We start from the raw sequence: 1,228 nt of genomic DNA, 5'->3' as shown, positions 1-1,228 counted from the left end.
AGCTTGAGCATGTACATGTAGCCCACGGACACCGGGTCCGGGAACGGCTCGCCGGTGCGGCCGTCGAACAGCTGCGCCTTGCCGCTGTCGCTCATGAGACGGTCGCCGTCGCGGGTCACGTTCACGTGGCCGAGCAGGCCCGTGATCTCGTACGCCTCGGCGCCGTCGAACACCGGGGTGGCCACGTTGACCGGACCGGACTGCCGCGGGAAGTTCGGCAGGTCCTTGATCCACTCCGGCTCGCCCTGGATGTCCCAGCCGCGCGAGGCGGCCCAGCCCAGGTGCAGCTCCATGACCTGGCCGAGGTTCATGCGGCCGGGGACGCCGAGCGGGTTCAGCACGATGTCCACCGGGGTGCCGTCCGCCAGGAACGGCATGTCCTCGAGCGGCAGGATCTTCGAGATGACGCCCTTGTTGCCGTGGCGGCCGGCCATCTTGTCGCCGTCGGTGATCTTGCGCTTCTGCGCCACGTAGACGCGCACCAGCTGGTTCACGCCCGGGGGCAGGTCGTCGTCCTCGTCGCGGTCGAAGATGCGCACGCCGATGACGGTGCCGGACTCGCCGTGCGGCACCTTCAGGGACGTGTCGCGGACCTCGCGGGACTTCTCGCCGAAGATCGCGCGCAGCAGGCGCTCCTCCGGGGTCAGCTCGGTCTCGCCCTTCGGGGTCACGCGGCCGACCAGGATGTCGCCGGCCTCCACCTCGGCGCCGATGTGGATGATGCCGCGCTCGTCGAGCTGCGAGAGCACCTCCTCGGACACGTTGGGGATGTCGCGCGTGATCTCCTCGGCGCCCAGCTTGGTGTCGCGGGCGTCGACCTCGTGCTCCTCGATGTGGATCGAGGTGAGGACGTCCTCCGAGACCATGCGCTGGGACAGGATGATCGCGTCCTCGTAGTTCAGGCCCTCCCAGGGCATGAACGCGACGAGGAGGTTCTTGCCGAGCGCGAGCTCGCCGTTGTCCGTGGCGGGACCGTCGGCGATGATGCTCAGCGGCTCCACCCGCTCGCCCTCGGAGACGCGCACCCGCTGGTTGTAGGCGTTGCCCTGGTTCGAGCGGGCGAACTTCATGATCGGGTAGTGCGTGGTGGTGCCGTCGTCGTTCATGACGGTCACCAGGTCCGCGGCCACCTCGGTCACGACGCCGCCCTGGGTGGCCGTCACGGAGTCGCCCGCGTCCACGGCCACGTACTTCTCCATGCCGGTGCCCACGTAGGGGGCCTCGGAGC

At 69.3% G+C, this 1,228-nt stretch carries 1 pseudogene; it reads right to left on the bottom strand.

The annotated features are described in order from the left end of the window. Positions 1-1,228 (bottom strand): annotated as a pseudogene (locus tag ACFWJO_RS39935) (DNA-directed RNA polymerase subunit beta); the annotation flags it as partial.

This window comes from Streptomyces sp. NPDC127092 (assembly GCF_042722475.1).
GTDB lineage: Bacteria > Actinomycetota > Actinomycetes > Streptomycetales > Streptomycetaceae > Streptomyces.
The sequence above is the reverse complement of the archived record's forward strand: the minus strand, read 5'-3'. Positions and strand labels throughout refer to the sequence as shown.